Below are 24,697 nucleotides of genomic sequence, written 5' to 3'. Positions count from 1 at the left end.
ATGCGCACCGCCATCGTCTCGGCGATGCACGAGGAGCTGGCCTCGGTGCTCGCGCTCCTGCCCGACGAGCACAAGGTCACGGTGGCGGGCCGCGATTTCTACGACGGGCACCTGCACGGCCGGGAAGTCGTCGCGGTGCTGTCGCGCATCGGCAAGGTCGCCGCGGCGACGACGGCGACGCTGCTCATCGAGCGCTTTCGCGTCGACCGCATCGTGTTCACGGGCGTGGCCGGCGGGCTGGCACCGGCGGTGCAGCGCGGCGACGTGGTGGTCGCCGACGCCTTCCTGCAGCACGACCTCGACGCCTCGCCCATCTTCCCGCGGTGGGAAGTGCCGCTGTACGGTACCGACCGCTTCGCCACCGACGCCGCGCTCACCGGCGAACTCGCGGCCGCCGTGGCCCGCGCGCTGCCGGGCACGCGCGTGCACCGTGGGCTGGTCGTGAGCGGCGACCGCTTCGTCGCCACCAGCGCCGAGAGCCGCCTCCTGCAACAGGCCCTGCCCGACGCGCTGGCGGTGGAGATGGAGGGCGCGGCGATCGCGCAGGTGTGCCGCGACTTCGGCGTGCCTTTCGCGGCGGTGCGCACGGTGTCCGACCGCGCCGGCGATGCGGCCGCCGGCGACTTCGTGAGCTTCATCCGCGAGGTGGCCAGCCGCCACTCGGCGGCGATCGTGCAGGCCTTGCTGGCGCGCTGACTTCAGCGGGTGAAGAGCACCGCCGCGCGCACGCCGCCGCCTTCGCCGTTGGCCAGCGTGAAGCGTGCGCCCAGCAGCTCGGCGTAGCGCTCGACGATCGACAGCCCCAGGCCTGCGCCTTCGCCGACGCGGCGCGCGCCGTCGCCTTGCGCCCAGCGCTTCTTCAGCTGCTCGGCATCGGTCGATGGCAGCCCCGCGCCGTTGTCCGCCACCGACAGCTCGATGCCGCCGGCGCGCGTGCCGACGGCGACCGTGATGTGCGGCTGCGCGGCGCCGCTGCCGTAGCGCAGCGCGTTGTCGATCAGGTTGCCCAGCAGGCCCTCGATGAGCGCGCGGTCCCCGTTCACGATGGCTTCGTCGTCCAGCCCTTCGCCGCCCAGGTCCACGCCCGCCGCGCGCGCGCGCGGCATGAAGCGCAGCAGCACCTCGCGCACCAGTGCCTGCAGTGCGATGGGCGCCAGCGCAAGGCCTTCACGCCCTTCGCCGGCGCGTGCCAGCGCCAGCAGCTGGTCGACGAGGCGGCTGGCGCGCTGCTCGGCCTGCGCGATGCCTTCGAGCTGCTCGCGCCACACGGCGGCATCGCCTTGCGCCAACGCGAAGGTGGCCTGCGCGCGGATGCCGGCGAGCGGCGTGCGCAGCTCGTGCGCGACGTTGCCCGCGAACTCGCGCTGTTCCTGCAGGCTCTGCTGCACCCGCTGCAGCAGCGCGTCGATGGCTTGCGCGATGCGCTCGACGTCGCGCGTGCTGGCGCCCTTCGCCTCCGGTGGCAGGGGCGCGAGGTCGGCCGGCCCGCGCCGCTCGATCGCATCGTGCAGTGTGGCGAGCGGCGCCATGTCGTCCTGGATGCGGCGGCGCAGCCACCACGCCAGCAGCGCCAGCAGCACGGCCTGCGGCAGTGCCGAGAACGCGAGCAACTGGGCCAGCAGCTGCGTGCGGCTGCGCGTGGTCTGGCCGATGACGACGGTGAAGGGTTCGGGCTGGTGCGTGCGCAGGCTCACGGCGCGGACGCGCCGGCCGTCGATCTCGATGTTTGCGAACTCGTGCTCGCCGGGGGCTGCGAGCTGCGCCGCGGGCAGCTGCGCGTTGCCGGCGGCGACGGTGCCGTCCGCGCGCCGGACCGCGAAGTACATGGCCTCGCTCTGGTCGAAGAGCAGCGTGTTCATCTCCTCGCGCGTCAGCACCAGCGAGGTGTTGTTGCCGGCCGCGCGCACGTGCGACGCGAGCGCATAGGCATCGTCCAGCAGCGCGCGGTCGAAAGCGCGCCCGACGAAGTGCTCGGCGATGCCCAGCGCCACCGCCGCGCCCAGCGCCCAGGTCACCACCAGCGGCACGAGCACGTGCTGCGCGATGCGGCGCCTCAGGCTGGGCTTGCCGCCGTTCACCCCTCGTCCTCGAGCACGTAGCCCAGGCCGCGCAGCGTGCGGATGGCCGCGCCCGAGCCGGCGAGCTTGCGCCGCAGCCGCGAGATGAAGGCCTCCAGCGCGTTGTCGCCGAGCGCATCCTCGCCGTCGGAGAGCTTGAGCGACAGCTCGCGCTTGCTCACGACGCGGCCGGGCGGCGTCATCAGCTCGTGCAGCACCTCGAATTCGCGCGCGGGCAGGTCCCAGGGCTGGCTCGCGAGGAAGAAGCGGCGCGCCTGCCGGTCCAAGACTAGCTGGCCGACCTCGACGCGGTCGTCGGTGCCGCGCGAGCGGCGCACCAGCGCGCGCAGCCGCGCCTCGACCTCGCCCAGGTCGAAGGGCTTGCCCAGGTAGTCGTCCGCGCCGGCGTCGAGGCCGGCGATGCGTTCCTCGGTGCGATCGCGCGCGGTGAGGACCAGCACCGGTGTGCGGTCGCCGCGCGCGCGCGCGCCGCGCAGGACAGTGAGGCCGCTGCCCAGGCCGCTGCGTTCGTGCGCGGAATGCGGCAGGTTCAGGTCCAGCAGCACGGCGTCGAAAGCCTGGACGCGCCAGCGGTGCGCGGCGTCCTCCAGGTTCGTGGCGAGGTCGACGCGGTGGCCGGCGGCGGCGAGGCTGCGCGACATCAGGTCGTTCAGCACGGCGTCGTCTTCAACGAGGAGGATGCGCATGGTGCGATTGTCCGAAGGTGCGCGCCGCGCGCGGTCCGGGGTATTGCGAAGCGCCGCGGTCAGCGCAAGGTCAGCCTCGGGCCCGCCGCGCGACAAGGATACGCCACGGGCGGAAGCTATAAACGCGGCATGCCTTCCGTTCCGCGCGCCCTCGTTTCCCTGCTGTACATGGCCGGCCCCGCGTTCGCGGCGGGCGGCCACCACGCGGTCGACGACGCGGCCCTGATGGAGCGGGGCCAGTGCCAGTTCGAGGCCTGGGCCGACGGGTACCGCGGCGGCCAAGCCTCGTGGCACCTGGGCCCGGCTTGCCGCGTCGGCGCCTGGGAACTGGGGGTGAACATCGACCGCGCCGGCCTGCCGGGCGAGCCGGCGCAGCGCACGTTCTCGCCGCAGGGCAAGTGGGCGACGGACATCGCGCCGGCTGTCTCCGCGGGCATCGTGCTCACGGCGACCTGGCAGGGCGGGCGCTACGCCGGTTTCCAGCCGCTCGTGCCGGTGACGTGGCAGGCCCATCCGCAGGTGGCCGTCCACGTCAACGCCGGCCGCGACATCCCGCACCACGCGGCGGGCCGCAACCTCGCGGGTGCGGCGCTCGAGTGGACACCGCAAAGCGCGTGGAGTTTCGTGGCCGAGCGCTTCAACGACGCGACCGGCCGCGCGGCGCGCGTCGGCGCGCGCTGGCAGCCCCACCCGTCGCTCTCCATCGACGTGTCGCACGCGCGCAGCTTCGGCGACGCGCGCGGCCATTGGTGGACGCTCGGCGCCACCTACGTCATCGAGCGCAAGTGACTCAGCGCAGCCAGCCGCGCTTGCGGAAGTACCACATGGGCACCAGCGCGCTGGCGATCATCAGCAGCACGACGTAGGGGTAGCCCGCGCGCCCGAGCAACTGCAGCTCCGGGAACTGCAGGTTCATGCCGTAGATGCTGGCTATCAGCGTCGGCGGCAGCAGCGCCACGCTGGCCACCGAGAAGATCTTGATGATCTTGTTCTGGTTGATGTTGATGAAACCGACGGTCGCATCCATCAGGAAGTTGATCTTGTCGAAGAGGAACGCCGTGTGGTTGTCCAGCGACTCGATGTCGCGCAGGATCTGGCGCGCGTCCTCGAACTGCTCGGCGTCCAGCATGCGGATGCGCATCATGAACGACAGGGCCCGGCGCGTGTCCATCACGTTGCGGCGGATGCGCCCGTTCAGGTCCTCCTGGCGCGCGATGTCGCCCAGCACCTCGCCGGCGAGTTCGTCGGTGACGGTGGCCGACAGCACCTGCTTGCTCACCTTCTCGAGCTCGTCGTAGATGCCCTCGAGGGTGTCGGCGGAGTACTCGGCGTCGGCGTCGTACAGCTTGAGCAGCACGTCCTTCGCGTCCTCGATCAGGCCCGGGGCGCGGCGCGCGCGCAGGCGCAGCAGGCGGAAGACGGGCACGTCCTCGTCGTGGATGGAGAACAGCACGCCCTTGCTGCGCAGCGCGTCGTTCTTCAGGTTCAGGATGAAGGCCACGCGCACCGCGCGCGGCTCGGCGTCGTCGGCGATGAGGAAGTCGGAGCGGATGTGCAGCTCGCCGTTGTCCTCTTCGTAGAAGCGGGCGGACTCCTCGATGTCCTCGTCCATCGCGTCTTCGGGGATGGACAGGCCGAAGTACTGCTTGACCCAGCGCTTCTCCTCCGGCGTCGGCGCTTCGAGGTCGACCCAGATCGGCTGGAACTTGGAGAGCTCCTCCAGCGACTCGATCTCTTCCTGGAAGAGCCGGCCGTTGGCGAGCGTGAAGATGTTGAGCATCCTTTGGGGCTCCGTGATTCAGTGGTGTGGCGTTGGTGGCAAGGTGCTTTCAACGCCGCGGCTCACGGGCGCTGAAAGCTACCGACTCGGGTAGGTTTCCAAGGAGTGCTCTCCGCTGTTGGGATGGCCGCGATTATGCCGCGAAGAAGGCCAGCAGCTCGCTCTTTCGCGCGTACGCATCCTGCTCGCCGAGGCTGACCAGGGCCTGCACGAAACCGGGTTCGAACAGGAGGTAGCTGGCCAGCGCGCCGCCCCCGCCGCTCTTGAGCGCGCCCAGCCCGCCGAGGGCGCGCCGCACCGAGCGCGGCAGGTCCTGCGCATGCTGCTGCGCGAGCGCGTCGAGCGACTGCGTCGGCTGGATCGACACCACCTCGACGCTGCGGTAGGGCAGCACGCCCGCCACCTCGCGCGGCAGCTGCTGCAAGGTCTTGGTTACGCGCTGCGCCTGCTCGACGTCGGCCTGCAGCGTGTCGTGGAAGACGCTGGCCATCGCATGGCCCGCGATGCCGCCCAGCGAGGGCCCGCGGCCGCCGCCGTTGGCCGGCGCGGCGATCAGGCCCGAGCGCTGCGGCTGGCCGACGCCCACCACCAGGATCTTGTGCGCGCCCAGGTGCATCGCGGGCGACAGCGGCGAGACCTGGCGCATCGAGCCGTCGCCGAAGTATTCGGGATGGCCGTCGACCCACAGCGGCGTGGACGGGAACAGGAAGGGGATGGCGCTGGAGGCCATCAGGTGCTCGATGGTGAGCGGCTGGAATTCGGCGCGGCGGCCGGGGCGCATCCACGCCTCCTGCTTCGAGTCGCGCGCCGTGTGGCAGAAGGTCCAGTGCACGCCGCTGGTGTAGCTGGAGGCCGTGACGGCCACCGCGTCGATCGCCTTCGACGTGAGCGACTCCTCGATGCCCGACAGCGAGATCGCGTGGTGCAAGGTGTCGACCAGGGGCATGTTGTCCAGCAGCGCGCCGCGGCCGCGCGTGCGCCGCCACAGCGTGAGCGCGGTCATCAGGCGGCTGATGCGCACCCAGGGCGGCACGTCGAGCGCATAGACGTCGTCGCACTGCAGGCGGCCCCAGAACTTCGCCAGCTCGGCGAAGGCTTCGAGGCCGTGCGTGGCGGTGCTGGCGAGGTAGGCGACGTTGAGCGCGCCGGCGGACGTGCCGACCAGCACCTTGAACGGGAAGGCGGGGCTGCCGCCCGCCTGCAGCTGCAGCATCGCGCCCAGCGCCTGCAGCACGCCGACCTGGTAGGCCGTGCGCGCGCCGCCGCCCATCAGCACCAGGGCGTGCGTGGGCTGCTTCGGGCGCACCAGGCCCGCATGGATGATGGTCCCCAGGCTCATTGCAAGCCTCGTCTCCTGCGAGGCATGGTAGAGCAGAAGCTGCGGGCTTGCTACAGGTCGCGGCGCCCGCGCGACTTGCGCCGCGGCGCGGGCGCGGTCGAGGGCCGCACGTCGCACTTGAGCACGCCGGCCATGTAGGCGACCGCGGCCTCCTTCGCGTCGTCGCTCTCGGCCGCGTGGCAATCGGCGGGCACCCAGCACGGGTACTCGCGCAGGAAGGCTTCGGCTGCCGTGAGCTGCACGCACATGTCGCTGGCCAGGCCGCAGATCACGAGTTCCTTCGCCTCCATCTCGGTCAGCAGCAACTCCAGCGGCGAGGCGTAGAACGCGGAATGGCGCGGCTTGAGCATGGTGATGTCCCCGGCCTGCGGGTACAGCAGCTTCGCGATCTCGCCGGGCGCGCCTTCCATGCCGAGGCACGTGGAGACGAGGCTGTGGAAGTCGGACTGCCACACGCCGTAGTTGTCGTTGGCGTAGATGGTGGCCACGCCGGCGCGGGCCAGCTTGTCCTTCAGGGCCGCGGTGGCCCGGGCGGCTTCGACGGCGGCTGGGGCGAGGTCCTCGGCGCCCGGGAAGTTCAGCGGGTTGATGAAATCCACCAGCAACAGGACACGGGGGCTGCGGGGCAGGCGCGGCGACGCCAGGGCGGCGCCGGGGTCGGGGGTACTACGGGGCATGGAGCCATTCTGGGCGCGGGCTGCGGCCGAGGTGGGCGCCAACACCCGACGGCTGAGGCAGGACAAATCCTACAAGCTGAGGCCGAGCCGTCCGACAGGGCCGCTCATCCGGGGACCCTAGAGTCTGCCTTGTCTCCCCGGCAGGCAGTCACGCCGGGGCCCAAGGAGTTGTCCCAAATGATCCAGCTGGCGAACGATCCCAATGCGAGCCGTTCCTTCCCGCGAGCCGCCGCCAACGACGGCAAGCCGGATGGCGATGGACGCCGGGCCCGCAGCGCCCATGCGTGGCCATTCCTGAGCCCGTACTCGGCGCGGCCGGCGCGCCAGGACAACCCCGACAAGCCCGCCGCCAACGACAACAGCGGCAGTTGACGCGCCCCACAGAGGAAACTTGACCATGATCGCCACGGAACCCAAGATGCCCAACCGCTTCGTCGACACGCCGCGCGACAAGCCCATCGCCGAACGCACGGAGCACGCCAACCTCGAGCGCCCCGGCGCCCAGGCGCATCCGCGCGCCGCGCAGGGCTGGAGCCACTACACCGGCCCGGCCGCCTGGCGCCTCAACTAAAAGCCGACCGCGCCACACTGGAAAGCCGCCTGCGGGCGGCTTTTTGCATGTCTGCGAAAACGCCTGCGGGCGGCTTTTTCACGCCCGTTTTGTTGGCCGCTTCAACGGCTCTTCCATGCCCGGCAAGCACTTGCGAGCCCAGCCGGGACAAAGCGTTTCAAGGGCGCCTTTCCGTTGACCGAATTCGATTGCTTTTGGCAGGCCGCCACGGCATAGTGGTTCGACCCCATGAGAAATCCAAGTTCGCCCCGCCCGGTCTCCACAGGCGGGGTTTTTCGTCTGTAGCAACAGGAGGCTCTTCCCATGAACTTGACGATCAGCGGTCACCATCTCGAAGTCACCCCCGCGCTTCGAAACTACGTGACCAGCAAGCTTGATCGAATCACGCGCCACTTTGACCAGGTCGTCGACGTCCGAGTGCTGCTCACCGTGGAGAAACTGAAGGAGAAGGAACGACGACAGAGGGCCGAGTGCAAGATCCACGTGAAGGGCAACGACATGTTCGCCGAGAGCTCGCACGAGGACCTGTACGCCGCCCTGGACGAACTGGTCGACAAGCTCGACCGCCAGGTCGGCAAGCACAAGGACCGGGTCAAGGACCACCAGTGCAGCGTTAAACGGCTCATGTGAGCCGGCAACTTCCAACGAGGCCCCTGCGCGGGGCCTCGTCCTTTTGGGCTTGCCGCTTTCGCGGCTTCCCCGGCCGCCTTGCCATTTCGTGTTGCGGTGCATAATCCCAAGCCGCAAACCCATGAACCGCCTCGCGTCCATCCTGCCCTCCACCCAGGTCCTGGTGAGCGTCGACGCCACGAGCAAGAAGCGCGCGTTCGAAGAGGCCGGCCTCCTGTTCGAGAACCTGCACGGCCTGTCGCGCGCCCTGATCACCGACAGCCTGTTCGCGCGCGAGCGCCTGGGCTCCACGGGCCTGGGCCATGGCGTGGCCATCCCGCACGGCCGCATCAAGGGCCTGAAGTCGCCCATGGCCGCGCTGTTCCAGCTGGGCAGCCCCATCGGTTTCGACGCGCCCGACGAGCAGCCGGTGTCGCTGCTGATCTTCCTGCTGGTGCCCGAGGCGGCCACGCAGAAGCACCTGGAAATCCTCTCCGAGATCGCCGAACTGCTGTCCGACGCGCCGCTGCGCGAGAAGATGAAGTCCTGCAACGACGCGGCCGAACTGCACCGCCTGATCTCGACCTGGCAGTCGGCCCAGCCCGCCTAGAGTGAAACCCTCAGTCGTCAGCGCCGACGTTCTCTTCGAGGACCACCGCGGCAAGCTGAAATGGGAATGGGTCGCCGGCCTCGGCGCCTCCGAGCGCCGCTTCGACGAAGTGGCGGTGCGCGCAGCGCGCTCGGGCGCCGACCTCGTCGGCTACCTCAATTACATCCACCCCTACCGCGTGCAGATCCTGGGCGAGCGCGAGGTCGCGTACCTCACGAACGCCACGCAGGAAGACTGCGCCCGCCGCATCGCGCGCATCGTCACGCTCGAGCCGCCGGTGCTGGTGCTGACCGACGGCCAGGTCGCACCCGAGGCGCTGCTGCAGATGTGCGAGCGCGCGCAGATCCCGATGTTCGCGACGAAGGAGCCCTCGGCCTTCGTCATCGACGTCATGCGCGCGTACCTGTCCAAGCATTTCGCCGAGCGCACGTCGATGCACGGCGTGTTCATGGACATCCTGGGGCTGGGCGTGCTGATCACCGGCGAGTCGGGCCTGGGCAAGAGCGAGCTCGGCCTCGAACTCATCTCGCGCGGCAACGGCCTGGTGGCCGACGACGCGGTGGATTTCTACCGCATCAACCAGACCACCATCGAGGGGCGCTGCCCGGAGCTGTTGCAGAACCTGCTGGAGGTGCGCGGCATCGGCCTCTTGGACATCCGCGCGATCTTCGGCGAGACGGCCGTGCGCCGGAAGATGCGGCTGAAGCTGATCGTGCACCTGGTGCGGCGCGAGACGCTCGAGCGCGAGTACGAGCGCCTGCCCTACGAGCCGCTCACGCAGGACGTGCTGGGCGTGCCGGTGCGCAAGGCCGTGATCCAGGTGGTGGCCGGCCGCAACATCGCCGTGCTGGTGGAAGCGGCCGTGCGCAACACCATCCTGCAGCTGCGCGGCGTGGACACCTACCAGGAGTTCGTCGAGCGGCACCGCCGCGCGATGGAGAACGGATCCTGAGCGGCTAGGCCTGGCCCCTGCCCTTGGGGCGGTGCGGGCAGTCGGCCTTCGTGCAGTGCGCGTACAGGCTCAGCGCGTGGTCCGCGATGTCGAAGCCCTTGATCTTGGCCACTGCGTGCTGGCGCTTCTCGATCTCGGCGTCGTAGAACTCCTCCACCCGCCCGCAGTCCAGGCACACCAGGTGGTCGTGGTGCGTGCCCTCGTTCAGCTCGTAGACGGCCTTGCCGCTTTCGAAGTGGCTGCGCGTCAGGATGCCGGCCTGCTCGAACTGCGTGAGCACGCGGTACACGGTGGCCAGGCCGATGTCGGAGTGCTCGGTCAGCAGCACGCGGAACACGTCCTCGGCCGTCATGTGGCGCTGGTCGCCCTTGTGGAAGACGTCCAGGATCTTCAGGCGCGGCACCGTGGCCTTCAGGCCCGTGCTCTTGAGGTCGTCGATGTTGGCCATGTCGCTACAATCGTTTCGATCATATCGCCCCGCCCCCGCCATGCGCCATCCTGCTTTCCCCGCCGCGCGTAGCGCGCTTGCCGCGTGCGTGCTCGCGGCCCTCGCCGGCTGCGGCACGTTCGACCGCACCAGCGAGCGCATCGCCGGGGCCATCACGCCCTACAAGATCGAGGTCGTGCAGGGCAACTTCGTCTCCAAGGAGCAGGTGGCCGCGCTGCGCCCGGGCATGAGCCGCACGCAGGTGCGCGACCTGCTCGGCACGCCGCTCCTCGCCGACGCGTTCCACAAGGACCGCTGGGACTACGTGTTCACCATCAAGCGCCAGGGCGTGGAGCCGCAGCAGCGCCGCCTGGCGCTGTTCTTCAAGGACGATGCGCTGGACCGCTTCGACGGCGACGAGATGCCGACCGAGGCCGAGTTCGTCGCCACGCTGGACAGCAAGCGCAAGTCCGCGTCCGTGCCGCCGCTGGAAGCGAGCGAGGACAAGCTGCGCCAGTTCGCCGCCGAGAACAAGCAGCCGGCCGCGCCCGCCGTGCCGCCGGCGCCGGCCGCGGCCACCGCCTACCCGCCGCTCGAGCCGCGCTGAAGGACAAGCCCATGGCCCAGCCGTCCACGGTCCACAAGGTGGCGGTCGCCGGTGCCAGCGGCCGCATGGGGCACATGCTCATCGAGGCCATCCGAGCCTCGGGCGACTGCCAATTGGCCGGCGCCGCCGACGTGCCCGCCAGCCCCGCGATCGGCAACGATGCGGCCGCGTTCCTGGGCGTGGCGAGCGGCGTCGCCGTGTCCGCCGACATCGCGGCGGCGCTCGCCGATGCCGACGTGCTCATCGACTTCACGCGCCCCGAAGGCACGCTCAAGCACCTGGCCGCGTGCCGCGAGCACAAGGTCAACCTCGTGATCGGCACCACGGGCTTCAACGAGAGCCAGAAGGAACAGATCCGCGACGCGGCGCGCGACATCGCCATCGTGATGTCGCCCAACATGAGCGTCGGCGTGAACGTCACGCTCAAGCTGCTGGAGATGGCGGCGAAGTCGCTGGCCACCGGCTTCGACATCGAGGTGATCGAAGCCCACCACCGCCACAAGGTCGACGCGCCTTCGGGCACGGCGCTGAAGATGGGCGAGGTGATCGCGCAGGCGCTGGGCAAGGACCTGAAGAAGGACGGCGTGTTCGCCCGCGAAGGCGTCACCGGCGAGCGCAAGCCCGGCACCATCGGCTTCTCCGCGATCCGCGGCGGCGACATCGTCGGCGACCACACCGTGCTCTTCGCCGGCACGGGCGAGCGCATCGAGATCACGCACAGGTCCGCGAGCCGCTCCACGTACGCCGACGGCAGCCTGCGCGCCGTGCGCTTCCTGGCCGGCAAGAAAAAGGGCCTGTTCGACATGTTCGACGTGCTGGCCCTGCGATGAGCCTGTACGACCTGCTGGCCAGCGGCGACGCGGTCACGCGGCTGGTGGCCATCGTGCTGCTGGCGATGTCGGTGGCCAGCTGGGTGGTGATCCTGTGGAAGGCGTGGCTGCTCAAGCGCGCGGCGGGCGACGTCGGCCGCAGCACCGCGGCTTTCTGGCAGGCGCCCTCCATCAACGAAGCCAGGCAGCGGGTCGGGGCGTTCGACCGCGAGTCGCTGGTGCTGCCGCTGATCGAGGCGACGCAGGTGGCGGCGCCCGGCTCGCTCGCCGCCGCAGGCGACCGCTCGCAGCAGCTCACGCGCGTGCTGCGCGACGCCTTGCACCGCGTGCTCGACAAGTTGCAGTTCGGCCAGGTGCTGCTGGCCACCGTGGGTTCCACCGCGCCCTTCGTCGGCCTGCTGGGCACGGTCTGGGGCATCTACCACGCGCTCACCGCCATCGGCGCGGCGGGGCAGATCACCATCGACAAGGTCGCGGGCCCCGTGGGCGAGTCGCTCATCATGACGGCCGCGGGCCTCGCGGTCGCGATCCCGGCGGTGCTGGGCTACAACATCTTCGGTCGCTTCATCGGACGCATCGAGGCCGACCTCGAAGGTTTCGCACGCGACCTGCGCGAGCTGCTCACGCACCCGGCCGTGGAGCCCTAGAAATGTTGGCCCCCACGCTTCTCACTTCGTGTAGTGCGCTGCCCCCCGAGGGGGCGTCAGCCGCCTTCGGGCGGCCGGGCGGCGGCTGATGAGTGCTTTCGGCCGCCTGGAGCGCACGCCCGGCCCGCAGCCGATGAGCGACATCAACATGACGCCGCTGGTGGACGTGATGCTGGTGCTGGTGGTCATCCTCATCATCACCGCGCCGCTGCTGGCCAGCTCGGTGCGGCTGGACCTGCCCCGAAGCGGCGCCGCGCGCCCCAGCGACGCGCCGGCCTTCGTGGCGGTGGTGCTGGACAAGTCCGGCCAGGCCTTCGTCGACGACAAGCCCCTGACCCAGGAGCAGCTGGCGCAGCGCCTGGCGCAGGCGGCCAAGGCCCGGCCCGACACCGAGATCCAGCTGCGCGCCGATGCCGGCGTGCCCTACGGCCGCGTGGTGGAGGTGATGGGCGCCGCGCAGAAGGCGGGCTTGCACCGCATCGGTTTCGTGGCCGAGCCCGGCGGCCGCTGACGGCCCGGGGGCGGCCGCGCGGCCCGGCCCCTAGAATCGCTGGATGCAAGAGAGATACGTCCCCGGCGAAGTCGAGAAGGCCGCGCAGTCGCACTGGACGTCACGCGATGCCTACCGCGTGACGGAGGATGCGCGCAAGAAGAAGTTCTATGCCTGCTCCATGCTGCCCTACCCCTCGGGCAAGCTGCACATGGGGCACGTGCGCAACTACACCATCAACGACATGCTCACGCGCTACCTGCGCATGAAGGGCTACAACGTCCTCATGCCCATGGGCTGGGACGCGTTCGGGCTGCCGGCCGAGAACGCGGCGATGAAGAACAACGTGCCGCCGGCGAAGTGGACGTACGAGAACATCGCGTACATGAAGGGCCAGATGCAGGCCATGGGCCTGGCCATCGACTGGTCGCGCGAGGTCGCCACCTGCGACCCCAGCTACTACAAGTGGAACCAGTGGCTGTTCCTGAAGATGCTCGAGAAGGGCATCGCGTACCGCAAGACGCAGGTGGTGAACTGGGACCCGGTCGACCAGACCGTGCTGGCCAACGAGCAGGTGATCGACGGCAAGGGCTGGCGCACCGGCGCGCCCGTGGAAAAGCGCGAGATCCCCGGCTACTACCTGAAGATCACCGACTACGCGCAGGAACTGCTCGAGCACGTGCAGAACCGCCTGCCGGGCTGGCCCGAGCGCGTGAAGCTGATGCAGGAAAACTGGATCGGCAAGAGCGAGGGCGTGCGCTTCGCCTTCCCGCACGACATCAAGGGCGACGACGGCCAGTTGATCCAGGACGGGCGCATGTACGTCTTCACGACGCGCGCCGACACCATCATGGGCGTGACCTTCGTCGCGGTCGCGCCCGAGCATCCGCTGGCCACGCACGCGGCGAAGTCGAACCCCAAGGTCGCGCGGTTCATCGAGGATGCGAAGAAGGGCGGCACCACCGAGGCCGAGCTCGCGCTGCGCGACAAGGAAGGCGTGCCCACGGGCCTGCAGGTGATGCACCCGCTCACCAACGAGCCGATCGACGTGTGGGTCGGCAACTACGTGCTCATGGGTTACGGCGACGGCGCCGTCATGGGCGTGCCGGGACACGACGAACGCGACTTCGCCTTCGCGCTCAAGTACGGCCTGCCGATCATGGAGGTCGTGCACGTCGACGGCGAGACCTACGACTACAAGCAGTGGCACGAGTGGTACGCCGACAAGGAGCGCGGCGTCACCGTCAACTCCGACATCTTCAGCGGCTTCGGCTACCAGGAGGCGGTCGATGCGGTGGCGCACGCGCTGCAGCAGAAGGGCCTGGGCGAGAAGAAGACCACTTGGCGCCTGCGCGACTGGGGCGTGAGCCGCCAGCGCTACTGGGGCACGCCGATCCCGATCATTCACTGCGACCAGCACGGCGCCGTGCCGGTGCCCGAGAAGGATCTGCCCGTGGTGCTGCCGCAGGACTGCGTGCCCGACGGCAGCGGCAACCCGCTGAACAAGCGCGAGGACTTCCTGGCCTGCAAGTGCCCGGTGTGCGGCAAGCCCGCGCGGCGCGAGACCGACACCCTGGACACCTTCGTCGACAGCTCGTGGTACTACATGCGCTACTGCGACCCCGCGAAGGAAGACGCGATGGTGGGCGAGGGTGCGCAGTACTGGATGCCGATGGACCAGTACATCGGCGGCATCGAACACGCCATCCTGCACCTGCTCTACGCGCGCTTCTGGACCAAGGTGATGCGCGACATGGGCCTGGTGAAGGTCGACGAGCCGTTCACCAAGCTGCTGACGCAGGGCATGGTGCTGAACGAGGCGTTCTACCGCATCGACACGGGCAAGCACTACTACTGGGCGCACGAGCTCGACATCGAGCGCGACGAGCACGCGAAGGTGATCTCCGCGAAGGCGAAGGCCGACGGGCAGCCGGTGACGTACGAAGGCTGGACCACCATGTCCAAGTCCAAGAACAACGGCGTGGACCCGCAGGACCTGATCGAGAAGTACGGCGCCGACACGGCGCGGCTGTACACCATGTTCACGGCGCCGCCGGAGGCGACGCTGGAATGGAACGACGCCGCGCTCGAAGGCTCCTTCCGCTTCCTGCGCCGCGTGTGGGCCTTCGGGCACAAGCTGGGCCCCGGCAGCGCGGCGCCGGCCGACAAGGCGGTGGGGGCGCAGAGCAAGGCGCTGCGCCGCGAGATCCACACCGTGCTGCGCCAGGTCGATTACGACTACCAGCGCATGCAATACAACACGGTCGTCTCCGGCGCGATGAAGCTGCTCAACGCGCTGGAGGATTTCAAGGGCGCCGCCGAGGCCAATTCGGACGCCGCGGTGCGCGAGTGCTTCGGCATCCTGCTGCGCGTGCTGTACCCCGTGACGCCGCACATCGCGCATGCGCTGTGGAAGGAGCTGGGCTTCGCCGAGCGCATGGGCGAGCTGCTCGATGCGCCGTGGCCCACGGTGGACGAGGAAGCGCTGGTGCAGGACGAGGTCGAGCTCGTGCTGCAGGTGAACGGCAAGCACCGCGGCTCCATCCGCGTGCCGGCCGGCGCGCCGCGCGAGGACATCGAGGCGATCGCGCTCAAGACCGAGGCCTTCGCACAGTACGGCGGCGGCCACCCGGTGAAGAAGGTCGTCATCGTGCCGGGCCGCCTCGTGAACGTGGTGGTGTGATGCGCCGCCGCGCGTTGCTCGCCTTCGCCGCGCCCGCGCTTCTCGCGGGCTGCGGCTTCCAGCTGCGGCAGGCGCCGGATTTCGCCTTCAGGTCGATCTACATCGGCGTGGCCGCGACCTCGCCGATCGGGCGCGAGCTCAAGCGCGCGATCGCCTCGGGCGGCAAGGTCGTCATCGTCGAGTCGCCCGCCGAGGCCGAAGTGGTGATGGACGTGCTGAACGAGCAGCGCCAGAAGGTCGTGGTGGGCCTGGGCGCCGTCGGCCAGGTGCGCGAGTTCGAGCTGCGCATGCGCCTGCGCTTCCGCCTGCGCTCGCGTGACGGCCGCGAGCTGATCCCCGACGCCGAGATCGTGCGCCAGCAGGACATCAGCTACAGCGAAACCGTGGCGCTGGCCAAGGAAGACGAGGAGCAGCTGGTCTACCGCAGCCTGCAGGCCGACATCGTGCGGCAGGTGATGCGCCGGCTGTCCTCGGTGAAGGCCGTCTGAGCGCATGGAACTGGACCGCGCCGACCTGAAGCTGCTGGAGCTGCTGCAGCAGGACGGCCGGACGACGGTGCAGGCGCTCTCGGAAGCCATCCACCTGTCGGCACGCGCCACGCTCAACCGCGTGCGCAAGCTCGAATCCGAAGGCGTGATCGAGGGCTACCGCGCGATGGTGAGCCGCTCGGCGCTGGGCGAGCAGGTGTGCGCCTTCGCCGAGATCGCGCTCAAGGACCAGCGGCAGGCCTCGCTGCAGCGGTTCGAGAAGCGCATGGCGCAAACGCCCGAGGTCGTCGGCTGCTGGGTGGTGAGCGGCCGCTACGACTACCTGGTGCGCATCGCCTGCCCGCACCTGGCGCACTACCACCGGCTCATCAATGGCTGGCTGGACGAGGCGGCGCTGGGGGTGGAGAAGATCGTCACCAACATCGAGATGCAGACGATCAAGGAGTTCGCGGGCTTCCCGCTTCCGAATCGGAAGTGATCCATACCCGGCACTGCCATTGGCAGAAGCGCCGTGCGACCCGATTCACCCCCTCGGCAGGGCCATCGCGCCTACACTTTCCGCATCACAGGGAGTTTCCCCATGGATGCGAAGAACCGCCTCACCACCGCCGATTTCATTCGGAAAGAGAACCGCTACGGCGCCCGCAACTACGCGCCGGTGCCGGTCGTGATCGACCGCGCGAAGGACTGCCTGGTCTGGGACGTCGAAGGGCGCGAGTACATCGACATGATGAGTGCGTATTCGGCCGTGTCGCACGGCCACCTGCACCCGCGCGTCGTTGCGGCCCTCGAAGAGCAAGTCAAGAAGGTTGCTGTCACCTCCCGCGCCTACCACGGCACCACGCTCGGCCCCTTCCTCGAAAAGCTGTGCGCGGTGACGGGCTTTTCGCGCGCGCTGCCGATGAACACCGGCGCCGAAGCGGTGGAGACCGCCATCAAGTGCGCGCGCCGTTGGGGCCAGCGCGTCAAGGGCCTGGTCGACGGTGAGCAGGAGATCCTGGTGGCGCGCGGCAACTTCCACGGCCGCACCAGCACCATCGTCAGCTTCTCGAGCGAGCCCGATTACCGCGAAGGCTTCGGCCCGCTGGCGAGCGGCTTCGCGCACTTCGATTTCGGCGACATGGCCAGCGTGCGCGCCGCCACCACGGCCAACACCTGCGCCGTGCTGGTCGAGCCGATCCAGGGCGAGGCCGGCGTCATCGTGCCGCCCGAAGGCTTCTTCGCCGAACTGCGCGCCTGGTGCGATCGCCACAACATCCTGTTGATCCTCGACGAGGTGCAATCGGGCCTGGGCCGTACCGGCCGCTGGTTCGCCTTCGAGCACGAGGGCATCCGCCCCGACGCGCTGGTGCTGGGCAAGGCGCTGGGCGGCGGCGTGTTGCCGGTGAGTGCCTTCCTCGCCGATGCGAAGGTGATGGACGCGGTGTTCGAGCCGGGCAGCCACGGCTCCACCTTCGGCGGCAACGCGCTGGCTTCGGCCGTGGCGCTCGAGGCGCTGAAAGTGATGGAGGACGAGAACCTGGTGGGCCGAAGCGCTGCGCTGGGCGCGCACCTGCACGAGCGCCTGAACTCCGTCATGCGCGAGGCCGGCGGCCTGATCCGCGAGGTGCGCGGCCGCGGCCTGTGGGTCGGCGTGGACATCGACCCGGCACGCGCGGAAGCGCGCGAACTGGTGCAGCGCCTGGCCGACCGGGGCGTGCTGTCGAAGGAAACGCACGAGACGGTGATCCGTTTTGCGCCGCCCCTGACCATCAGCAAGGCCCTGATCGACGACGCCGTGGACCGCTTCCGCGACGTGGTGCTTGAAAAATGCGAGGAGCTTGCTATATTTTCGGTAGCGCCCGGCCGTCGCGCGGGCGTGGAGCGCTCGATCGAGGCCAGTGCAACCGGGGGCGATGCGCCCCAGTTCCTCATGAGCCCACCCGATCACTTCGAGGTGGCCTACTCGATCAATCCGTGGATGAAGCCGGGCGAGTGGCAGCTGGACGCCAAGCGCCTCGCGCGTGACGCCGCGCAAGGCTGGGACCTGCTCAAGGCCAGCTACGAGCAGCTCGGCGTGGATGTCACGGTGAAGCCGCCCGTGGCCGGCTGCCCCGACCTGGTCTTCACCGCCAACTGCGCGGTCGTGCTGGATGGCAAGGCGATCCTGGCGCGCTACCTGAAGGCCGAACGCTCGGGCGAGGAGGCGCACGGCCGCCAGATGTTCGAGCAGCTGCAGCAGCGCGGCCTGGTCGACGCCGTGTACCGCACGCCCGAAGGCGTGTACTTCGAGGGCGCCGGCGACGCCGTCTTCGACGCCAACCGCCGCATCATGTGGATGGGATACGGCCAGCGTTCGTGCCGCTCGGCGCACCACACCATCGAGCAGGTCTTCGGCATCCCGACGGTGTCGCTGGAGCTGGTCGACCCGCGCTACTACCACCTGGACACGGCCTTCTGCCTGCTGTCCGGCGGCGAGGTCCTGTATTACCCCGGCGCCTTCACCGAGGAGGGCCGGGACGAGATCCGCGCCATCGTCGGCCGCGACAACCTGATCGAGGCGCCCGAGGAGGACGCCGCCGCGCTGGGCGTGAACGGCGTGTGCATCGACCGCGTGCTGGTGGCCTGCCACTGCTCGGACGCGCTGCGCGCCGAGCTGCGGGCGCGCGGCTACCACGTGCACGTGGTGCCGCTGGGCTCGTTCAACCGCTCCGGCGGGGCGGCCTACTGCCTGACGCTGTCGCTGAACAACGTCTACAAGGGCCGCACGAAGCGGGATGAGCAGCTGGCGGCCTAGTCGCGGGTAGACTCGCGGCATGCAGCTGGCTGCCGCGCAACTCGCACCGCATCTTTCAAAGGGGCTTCGGCCCCTTTACACATTGCACGGCGACGAGCCGCTGCTGGTGCAGGAAGCCGCCGACGCGATCCGCGAGACGGCGCGCGCGCAGGGCTACACGGAGCGCACCGTCCATACCGTCGTCCAGCATTTCGACTGGAGCGAGGTGCTGGCCGCCGGCGGCTCGCTGAGCCTCTTTGCCGACAAGCAGATCGTCGAGGTGCGCATCCCCTCCGGCAAGCCGGGCAAGGAAGGCAGCGTCGCCCTGCAGCAGGTGGCCGAGAACGCCGCCGGCAGCGACAGCACGCTCACCCTGGTGCTGTTGCCCAAGCTCGACTTCCAGACGAAGAAGGGCGCGTGGTTCGGCGCGCTCGAAGCCAACGGCGTCACGATCCAGTTCGACCCCATCGAACGCCCGGCGCTGCCTCAATGGATCGCCCAACGCCTCGCCGCGGTCGGCCTGCGCGTGAAGAGCGGCGACGAAGGCCAGCGCACGCTGCAGTTCTTCGCCGACCGTGTGGAAGGCAACCTGCTGGCGGCGCACCAGGAAATCCAGAAGCTCGCGCTGCTGTACCCGCAAGGCGAGTTAAGCTTCGACCAGGTCGAGAATGCCGTGCTCAACGTGGCGCGCTACGACGTCTTCAAGCTGTCGGAAGCCGTGCTGGCGGGCCAGGCCGCGCGCGTGCAGCGCATGCTGGAAGGCCTGCAGGCCGAGGGCGAGGCCGAGGTGCTGGTGCACTACACGCTGGCCGAGGACATCCGGGCCTTGAAGCGTGTGAAGGACGCGATGAACGCCGGCCGCCCCCTGCCGATGGCCTTGCGCGAGCAGCGCGTGTGGGGCGTGAAGGAGCGCCTCTTCGAGCGAGTGCTGCCGCGGCTGTCGTCCACCGCGCTCGACAACCTGCTGTATGGCGCGCACCTGGTCGACGGCATCGTCAAGGGCCTGAAGGCGCCCGGCTGGCCGGCCGACGGCTGGCAGGCGTTGCAGCGCCTGGCCTTCAGCCTGTGCCAGGAATGTGCCGTGCCGCAGGGGAAATCCGCCGCCGCGCGATAATTGCGGCGTGAACGCCCTGAACATCGCCGAGTACATGCAGACCATGGGAGCCCGCGCACGCGAGGCGTCCGCGGCGATGGCGCGCGCCGACACGGCCGCCCGGAACCAGGCGCTGCGCAACCTCGCCGCGAAACTGCGATCGAGCCTGGAGCGGCTGGCGCACGAGAACGGCCGCGACGTCGACCATGCGTATGCCGAAGGCCTGTCGGCGACTATGGTCGATCGCCTCAAGCTCACGCCGAAGATCGTCGAGACCGTGGCGCAAGGCTGCGAGCAACTGGCGGCGATGCCGGACGTGATCGGCGAGATCATCGGCATGCAGCAGCAGCCCTCGGGCATCCGCGTGGGCCGCATGCGCGTGCCGCTGGGTGTCTTCGGCATGATTTACGAGAGCCGGCCCAACGTGACGATCGAGGCGGCGAGCCTGTCGATCAAGAGCGGCAATGCCTGCATCCTGCGCGGCGGCTCCGAAGCCATCCATTCCAACCGCGTGCTCGCGGCGCTGGTGCAGGAATCGCTGGTGGAAGCCGGCCTGCCCGCGGACGCGGTGCAGCTGGTGCAGACGACGGACCGCGAGGCCGTCGGCCAGCTGATCGCGATGCCGCAGTTCGTCGACGTCATCATCCCGCGCGGCGGCAAGGGCCTGATCGAGCGCATCAGCCGCGACGCCAAGGTGCCGGTGATCAAGCACCTGGACGGCAACTGTCACGTCTACGTCGACGCGCCCTGCGACATCGAGATGGCCGTGCGCGTGGCCGACAACGCCAAGACGCAGAAGTACAGCCCCTGCAACGCGATCGAGGGGCTGCTCGTGGCGCGCGAAGTCGCGGCGGAGTTCCTCCCGAAGATCGGCGCCATCTTTGCGGCGAAGAAGGTCGAGATGCGCTGCGACGAGGAAGGCCGCGCGATCCTGGCGAAGGTGCAAGGCGCCAACGTGAAGGCCGCCACCGAGCAGGACTGGTACGAGGAGTACCTCGCGCCCATCATCAGCGTGAAGGTGGTCGACGACCTGGATGCCGCCATCGCGCACATCAACCATTACTCGAGCCACCACACCGACGCGATCGTCACCACCGACCATATCCACGCGCAGCGCTTCCTGCGCGAGGTGGATTCGGCCAGCGTGATGGTCAACGCCAGCCCGCGCTTTGCCGACGGTTTCGAGTTCGGCCTGGGCGCGGAGATCGGCATCAGCACCGACAAGTTCCACGCCCGCGGGCCGGTGGGGATCGAGGGGCTGACGTCGCTGAAGTGGGTGGTGCTGGGGAACGGCGAGTTGCGCGCCTAAGGTCCAGCTAAGGCTTGTGCCAGCCCGGGTCGGCCTTATATCCATAGAATCTTTGGATAGAAGGCCGCCGCCCCATGGTCCCCCACCTCGTCACCGCCCTCACCGGCCCCATCAACGAGCTCGAACAGCGCGTGCTCGAGTCCATGCCCGCCATCGAGCGCTGGTTCCGCCTGGAATGGATGGAACACACGCCGCCGTTCTACACGTCGGTGGACCTGCGCAATGCCGGCTTCAAGCTCGCGCCCGTGGACACCAACCTGTTCCCGGGCGGCTGGAACAACCTGACGCCCGAGATGCTGCCGCTGGCGGTGCAGGCGGCGATGGCGGCGATCGAGAAGATCTGCCCCGACGCCCGCAACCTGCTGGTCATCGCCGAGAACGACACGCGCAGCACGTTCTACCTGGCCAACCTGCTGCAGCTCAAGCGCATCTTCCACATGGCGGGGCTGAACGTGCGCATCGGCTCGATCGACCCGGAGCTCAAGGAGCCGCGGACGGTCACGCTGCCCATGGGCGACAAGATCACCATCGAGCCGGTCGCGCGCAGCCGGCGCCGCATGGGCCTGAAGGATTTCGACCCCTGCACCATCCTGCTGAACAACGACCTGAGCACGGGCACGCCGGGCATCCTCGAGGACATCCACGAGCAGTACCTGCTGCCGCCGCCGCATGCGGGCTGGTCCGTGCGCCGCAAGAGCAACCACTTCAAGAGCTACGAGGACGTTTCCAAGCGCTTCGGCAAGCTGATCGGCATCGACCCGTGGCTGATCAACCCGATGTTCAACATCTGCGGCGAGATCGATTTCAACGACGGCGCGGGCATGGACTGCCTCACGACCAACGTCGATGCGCTGCTCACCAAGGTGCGCAAGAAGTACAAGGAGTACGGCATCAACGAGAAGCCGTTCGTGGTGGTGAAGGCCGACAACGGCACGCAGGGCATGGGCATCATGACCGTGCGCGACGTCAAGGACCTCGAGCAGGTGGGCACCAAGAAGTTGGCGGTCACCAAGGACGGCCAGGAGGTCCACCAGGTCATCATCCAGGAAGGCGTGCTCACCGCCGAGCGCATCAACGACGCCGTCGCGGAGCCGGTGGTGTACATGATGGACCGCTACGTCGTGGGCGGCTTCTACCGCATCCATGCCGAGCGCGGAACCGACGAGAACCTCAACGCGCCGGGCTCGCGCTTCGTGCCCCTGGCCTTCGCCGAGAGCACGCGCCTGCCCCAGCCGGGCGAACGGCCGGGCGCCAGCGCGCCCAACCGCTTCTACATGTACGGGGTGATCGGCCGCCTGGCCATGCTGGCCGCCAGCTACGAGCTGGAGGCCACCGACCCCGAGGCGGAGACCTACGACTGAGCCGTTGCTGCGCCGCAACAATCGGCCCGCCCGGCCGGCTTCCCGCGGCGCACAATAGCGGTCCCAAAGGATAGGAACCCCGCCCCTGGCCGAGGAGGCCGCGAAGAAGCGGGGTCGTTCAGTGCAGAACTCGAAATCCTCGCTCGCGGCGCTGACCCTCGGCGCCATCGGCGTCGTCTACGGCGACATCGGCACCAGCGTGCTGTATGCCGTCAAGAGCGTGTTCGGCACGGGCCACGTGCCTTTCACCATCCCCAACGTCTACGGCGTCCTGTCCATCTTCTTCTGGACGCTGACGGTCATCGTCTCGATCAAGTACGTCGTGCTGGTGCTGCGTGCCGACAACAACGGCGAAGGCGGGCTGATCGCGATGCTGGCCCTGGCCTCGCAGGCCGTGAAGGACAAGCCCGAGCTGCGCAAGTGGCTGTTGGGCATCGGCATCTTCGGCACGTCGCTGTTCTATGGCGACGGGGTGATCACGCCGGCGATCTCGGTGCTGTCAGCGGTCGAAGGCCTGGAGGTGATCTCGCCGCACTTCAAGGAGGCGGTGATCCCGCTCACGCTAGGCGTGCTGTTCCTGCTGTTCGCCTTCCAGAAGCACGGCACGGCGGGCATCGGGCGCTTCTTCGGGCCGGTCACGCTGGTGTGGTTCTTCGTGATCGCCGCGCTGGGCATCTCGCACATCGTTCACCACCCGCAGATCCTCGGGGCGCTCAGCCCGCACCATGCGCTGCTGTTCATGTTCCACAACCCGGGCACGACGTTCGTGATCCTCGGCGCGGTGATCCTGTGCGTGACGGGCGCGGAGGCGCTGTATGCCGACCTGGGCCACTTCGGCAAGCGGCCGATCCGCATCGCCTGGTTCAGCGTGGTGATGCCGGCGCTCACGCTCAACTACTTCGGCCAGGGCGCACTGCTGCTGCAGCGCGGGGCCGAGGCGGCCAAGAACCCCTTCTACCTGATGGCGCCCGAGTGGGCGCTGCTGCCGCTGGTGGTGCTGGCCACCGCCGCGACGGTGGTCGCGTCGCAGGCGCTGATCACGGGCGCGTTCTCGGTGACCAAGCAGGTGATCCAGCTGGGCTACCTGCCGCGGCTGAACGTGCAGCACACCAGCGTGCGCGACACGGGGCAGATCTACATCGCCTTCGTCAACTGGGGCCTGTTCGTCGCGATCGTGCTCGCCGTGGTGCTGTTCCGCTCGTCCGAGGCGCTGGGCGCGGCCTACGGCATTGCAGTGACGATGGACATGCTGATCACGACGACGCTGACGTTCTTCGTGATCCGCTACGGCTGGAAGTACCCGCTGGCGCTGTGCATCGCCGCCACCGGCTGGTTCTTCATCGTCGACTTCACGTTCTTCGCCTCCAACCTGCTCAAGCTGGCCGAAGGCGGCTGGTTCCCGCTGGCCATCGGCGGCTGCATCTTCATGCTGATGATGACGTGGAAGCGCGGCCGCAACATCCTCAACGAGAAGCTCAAGTCCGACGCGATCCCGCTCAAGGACTTCCTCGAGGCCGTGTTCGTCAGCCCGCCGCTGCGCGTCGAAGGCACGGCGGTGTTCCTCACCGCGGAACCGGGCACCGTGCCCAACGCTATGCTGCACAACCTCAAGCACAACAAGGTGCTGCACGAGAACAACCTGTTCGTCACCGTGCGCAGCCACGAGGTGCCGTGGATCGGCATCAACAAGCGCGTGGAGGTGGAGCCGCTGGGCCACAGCTGCTGGCAGGTGATCCTGCACTACGGCTTCAAGAACGATCCCGACGTGCCGCGCGCGCTGGAGCAGATCCGCGGCCAGGGCTGCGACCTGGACCGCATGAAGACCAGCTACTTCCTGTCGCGCGACACGGTGATCCCCACCATCGGCAGCGGCATGGCGCCGTGGCGCGAGAAGCTCTTCGCGCAGATGCACCACAACGCCAGCAACGCCGCCGACTTCCTCCACCTGCCGAACAACTCGGTGGTGGAGCTCGGTTCCAAGATCGAGATTTAGGCGGCGGGGCGCGCGGGGATGTTCAGCCCGCGCTGCACGGCAGGCCGTGCGACGAAAGCATCGAGCACGCGCTTCACGTTCCTGAACTCGTCGAAGCCCACCAGCTCACCCGCCCCGTAGAAGCCCACGAGGTTGCGGATCCACGGGAAGCTCGCGATGTCGGCCACCGTGTACTCGTCCCCCATGATCCATTGCTTGCCCTCCAGGTGCTTGTCCAGCACACCCAGCAGCCGCTTCGATTCGCTGACGTAGCGGTCGCGCGGGCGCTTGTCCTCGAAGTCCTTGCCGGCGAACTTCACGAAGAAGCCGACCTGCCCGAAGAAGGGGCCGATGCCGCCCATCTGGAACATCAGCCACTGCAGCGTCTCGTAGCGCCGCGCCGCGTCCTTCGGCATCAGCTGGCCGATCTTGTCGGCGAGGTACACGAGGATCGCCCCGGATTCGAAGAGCGGCAGCGGCTTTCCGCCCGGCCCGTTGGGGTCGATGATGGCCGGGATCTTGTTGTTCGGGTTCAGCGAGATGAACTCGGGCGTCATCTGGTCGTTGGTGCCGAAGTTCACCAGGTGCGGCTCGTAGGGCAGGCCCGTCTCCTCCAGCATGATCGACACCTTCACGCCGTTGGGCGTGGGCAGCGAGTACAGCTGCAGGCGGTCGGGGTGCTGCGCGGGCCACTTCTTCGTGATGGGGAAGGTGCTGAGGTCGGTCATGCGGC

General features: G+C 68.9%; 26 protein-coding genes. 19 read left to right on the top strand and 7 right to left on the bottom strand.

Annotated elements, in window-relative coordinates:
* Entirely contained in the window at positions 1 to 696 is a 696-nt protein-coding gene (locus tag WG903_RS02885; RefSeq protein WP_340072695.1) for a 5'-methylthioadenosine/adenosylhomocysteine nucleosidase, read from the top strand.
* A 2-nt stretch (positions 697 to 698) separates the two neighbouring features.
* On the opposite strand, the gene WG903_RS02880 is transcribed toward WG903_RS02885, so the two are convergent.
* Positions 699 to 2,078 (bottom strand): sensor histidine kinase, encoded by a 1,380-nt coding sequence (locus tag WG903_RS02880; RefSeq protein WP_340072694.1) that lies wholly within the window; start codon positions 2,076 to 2,078, stop codon positions 699 to 701.
* Entirely contained in the window at positions 2,075 to 2,764 is a 690-nt protein-coding gene (locus WG903_RS02875; protein WP_340072693.1) for a response regulator transcription factor, read from the bottom strand. Before WG903_RS02875 ends, WG903_RS02880 begins: the two co-directional genes overlap by 4 nt.
* 129 nt (positions 2,765 to 2,893) lie before the next feature.
* On the opposite strand from WG903_RS02875, the gene WG903_RS02870 reads away from it, so the two are divergent.
* Entirely contained in the window at positions 2,894 to 3,553 is a 660-nt protein-coding gene (locus WG903_RS02870) for a hypothetical protein (RefSeq protein ID WP_340072692.1), read from the top strand.
* Between the two features lies 1 nt (position 3,554).
* Here the strand turns inward: WG903_RS02870 and corA are convergent, their stop codons facing one another.
* From corA to WG903_RS02855, 3 genes are all read right to left on the bottom strand, one after another.
* Positions 3,555 to 4,544, bottom strand: coding sequence for a magnesium/cobalt transporter CorA (gene corA, locus WG903_RS02865; RefSeq protein ID WP_340072691.1), 990 nt, complete (start codon positions 4,542 to 4,544; stop codon positions 3,555 to 3,557).
* A 133-nt stretch (positions 4,545 to 4,677) separates the two neighbouring features.
* The gene (locus WG903_RS02860) at positions 4,678 to 5,883 is read right to left on the bottom strand and encodes a patatin-like phospholipase family protein (protein WP_340072690.1); all 1,206 of its coding nucleotides are present in this window, start codon (positions 5,881 to 5,883) and stop codon (positions 4,678 to 4,680) included.
* 50 nt (positions 5,884 to 5,933) lie between these two features.
* Positions 5,934 to 6,560: a cysteine hydrolase family protein gene (locus WG903_RS02855; protein WP_340072689.1), complete on the bottom strand. Its 627-nt coding sequence runs from the start codon at positions 6,558 to 6,560 to the stop codon at positions 5,934 to 5,936.
* 177 nt (positions 6,561 to 6,737) lie between these two features.
* Between WG903_RS02855 and WG903_RS02850 the strand changes: the two genes are divergently transcribed.
* From WG903_RS02850 to hprK, 5 genes are all read left to right on the top strand, one after another.
* The gene (locus tag WG903_RS02850) at positions 6,738 to 6,932 is read left to right on the top strand and encodes a hypothetical protein (protein WP_340072688.1); all 195 of its coding nucleotides are present in this window, start codon (positions 6,738 to 6,740) and stop codon (positions 6,930 to 6,932) included.
* Positions 6,933 to 6,957: 25 nt separating this feature from the next.
* Positions 6,958 to 7,131 carry a hypothetical protein gene (locus WG903_RS02845; RefSeq protein ID WP_340072687.1) on the top strand — a complete coding sequence of 58 codons (174 nt, stop codon included), beginning with the start codon at positions 6,958 to 6,960 and terminating at the stop codon, positions 7,129 to 7,131.
* Between the two features lie 303 nt (positions 7,132 to 7,434).
* Positions 7,435 to 7,761, top strand: coding sequence for a ribosome hibernation-promoting factor, HPF/YfiA family (gene hpf / locus WG903_RS02840; RefSeq protein ID WP_340072686.1), 327 nt, complete (start codon positions 7,435 to 7,437; stop codon positions 7,759 to 7,761).
* Between the two features lie 121 nt (positions 7,762 to 7,882).
* Positions 7,883 to 8,350 carry a PTS sugar transporter subunit IIA gene (locus tag WG903_RS02835; RefSeq protein WP_340072685.1) on the top strand — a complete coding sequence of 156 codons (468 nt, stop codon included), beginning with the start codon at positions 7,883 to 7,885 and terminating at the stop codon, positions 8,348 to 8,350.
* A gap of 1 nt (position 8,351) precedes the next feature.
* Positions 8,352 to 9,302: an HPr(Ser) kinase/phosphatase gene (gene hprK / locus WG903_RS02830; protein WP_340072683.1), complete on the top strand. Its 951-nt coding sequence runs from the start codon at positions 8,352 to 8,354 to the stop codon at positions 9,300 to 9,302.
* Positions 9,303 to 9,306: 4 nt separating this feature from the next.
* On the opposite strand, the gene fur is transcribed toward hprK, so the two are convergent.
* A complete protein-coding gene (gene fur / locus WG903_RS02825; RefSeq protein ID WP_340072682.1) occupies positions 9,307 to 9,750 on the bottom strand; it encodes a ferric iron uptake transcriptional regulator in 444 nt (147 codons plus the stop codon).
* Between the two features lie 40 nt (positions 9,751 to 9,790).
* Here fur and WG903_RS02820 point away from each other — a divergent pair, with 40 nt between their 5' ends.
* From WG903_RS02820 to WG903_RS02765, 12 genes are all read left to right on the top strand, one after another.
* Complete coding sequence (locus tag WG903_RS02820) at positions 9,791 to 10,336, top strand: outer membrane protein assembly factor BamE (protein ID WP_340072681.1); 546 nt, start codon at positions 9,791 to 9,793, stop codon at positions 10,334 to 10,336.
* 11 nt (positions 10,337 to 10,347) lie between these two features.
* On the top strand, positions 10,348 to 11,166 hold the full coding sequence (gene dapB, locus WG903_RS02815; protein WP_340072680.1) for a 4-hydroxy-tetrahydrodipicolinate reductase: 819 nt from the start codon (positions 10,348 to 10,350) through the stop codon (positions 11,164 to 11,166).
* Entirely contained in the window at positions 11,163 to 11,813 is a 651-nt protein-coding gene (locus tag WG903_RS02810; protein WP_340072679.1) for a MotA/TolQ/ExbB proton channel family protein, read from the top strand. Before dapB ends, WG903_RS02810 begins: the two co-directional genes overlap by 4 nt.
* 88 nt (positions 11,814 to 11,901) lie before the next feature.
* Complete coding sequence (locus tag WG903_RS02805; protein WP_340072678.1) at positions 11,902 to 12,324, top strand: ExbD/TolR family protein; 423 nt, start codon at positions 11,902 to 11,904, stop codon at positions 12,322 to 12,324.
* Between the two features lie 43 nt (positions 12,325 to 12,367).
* Complete coding sequence (gene leuS, locus WG903_RS02800; protein WP_340072677.1) at positions 12,368 to 14,986, top strand: leucine--tRNA ligase; 2,619 nt, start codon at positions 12,368 to 12,370, stop codon at positions 14,984 to 14,986.
* Entirely contained in the window at positions 14,986 to 15,474 is a 489-nt protein-coding gene (locus tag WG903_RS02795; RefSeq protein ID WP_340072676.1) for an LPS-assembly lipoprotein LptE, read from the top strand. The genes leuS and WG903_RS02795 overlap by 1 nt, the downstream gene beginning before the upstream one ends.
* A 4-nt stretch (positions 15,475 to 15,478) precedes the next feature.
* A complete protein-coding gene (locus WG903_RS02790; RefSeq protein WP_340072675.1) occupies positions 15,479 to 15,952 on the top strand; it encodes an Lrp/AsnC family transcriptional regulator in 474 nt (157 codons plus the stop codon).
* 102 nt (positions 15,953 to 16,054) lie between these two features.
* Positions 16,055 to 18,250 (top strand): ornithine--oxo-acid transaminase, encoded by a 2,196-nt coding sequence (gene rocD, locus WG903_RS02785; protein WP_340072674.1) that lies wholly within the window; start codon positions 16,055 to 16,057, stop codon positions 18,248 to 18,250.
* Between the two features lie 19 nt (positions 18,251 to 18,269).
* Positions 18,270 to 19,343, top strand: a complete 1,074-nt coding sequence (holA, locus tag WG903_RS02780) for a DNA polymerase III subunit delta (RefSeq protein ID WP_340072673.1) — start codon at positions 18,270 to 18,272, stop codon at positions 19,341 to 19,343.
* Positions 19,344 to 19,350: 7 nt separating this feature from the next.
* Positions 19,351 to 20,631, top strand: a complete 1,281-nt coding sequence (locus WG903_RS02775) for a glutamate-5-semialdehyde dehydrogenase (RefSeq protein ID WP_340072672.1) — start codon at positions 19,351 to 19,353, stop codon at positions 20,629 to 20,631.
* A 74-nt stretch (positions 20,632 to 20,705) separates the two neighbouring features.
* Entirely contained in the window at positions 20,706 to 21,992 is a 1,287-nt protein-coding gene (gene gshA / locus WG903_RS02770) for a glutamate--cysteine ligase (RefSeq protein ID WP_340072671.1), read from the top strand.
* A gap of 121 nt (positions 21,993 to 22,113) precedes the next feature.
* Positions 22,114 to 23,985, top strand: coding sequence for a potassium transporter Kup (locus tag WG903_RS02765; protein WP_340072670.1), 1,872 nt, complete (start codon positions 22,114 to 22,116; stop codon positions 23,983 to 23,985).
* Here WG903_RS02765 and WG903_RS02760 read toward each other — a convergent pair.
* The gene (locus WG903_RS02760; protein ID WP_340072669.1) at positions 23,982 to 24,692 is read right to left on the bottom strand and encodes a glutathione binding-like protein; all 711 of its coding nucleotides are present in this window, start codon (positions 24,690 to 24,692) and stop codon (positions 23,982 to 23,984) included. The genes WG903_RS02765 and WG903_RS02760 overlap by 4 nt on opposite strands.
* Positions 24,693 to 24,697 lie beyond the last annotated feature (5 nt).

The sequence above is a fragment of the Ramlibacter sp. PS4R-6 genome (assembly GCF_037572775.1).
GTDB lineage: Bacteria > Pseudomonadota > Gammaproteobacteria > Burkholderiales > Burkholderiaceae_C > Ramlibacter.
This window is presented reverse-complemented; position numbering and strand designations above follow the sequence as displayed.